Raw genomic sequence first — 232 nt, forward strand, 5'->3', positions numbered from 1 at the left:
ACGCATGCCTCGGCGATCGCCGCGCAGCTGTGCTGCGGGTAGTCGCTGCCCAACGCCTGCGAAGCCGCCAACGATTACGTCGCGCGTGGCCTGCAGGGCGGCTACACGCCCGGCCGCAGCGAAGGGCTGGTGCTGGATCACGTCGGCGCGGCGCGGCCGGCATGACGCGCGCGCGGGCGGGCCCGGTCCAGAGCGACGATGGCCAGCGCGTCGAACTGATCGGGCGCGTGCC

Annotated in this window: 1 pseudogene; it reads left to right on the plus strand. The window is 74.6% G+C overall.

Annotated features, from left to right (window positions below):
• Positions 1-165, plus strand: a pseudogene (locus tag ACQG3P_RS24725) (bifunctional hydroxymethylpyrimidine kinase/phosphomethylpyrimidine kinase); the annotation flags it as partial.
• Positions 166-232 lie beyond the last annotated feature (67 nt).

The sequence above is a fragment of the Stenotrophomonas sp. SrG genome (genome assembly GCF_050031795.1).
GTDB lineage: Bacteria > Pseudomonadota > Gammaproteobacteria > Xanthomonadales > Xanthomonadaceae > Stenotrophomonas > Stenotrophomonas rhizophila_A.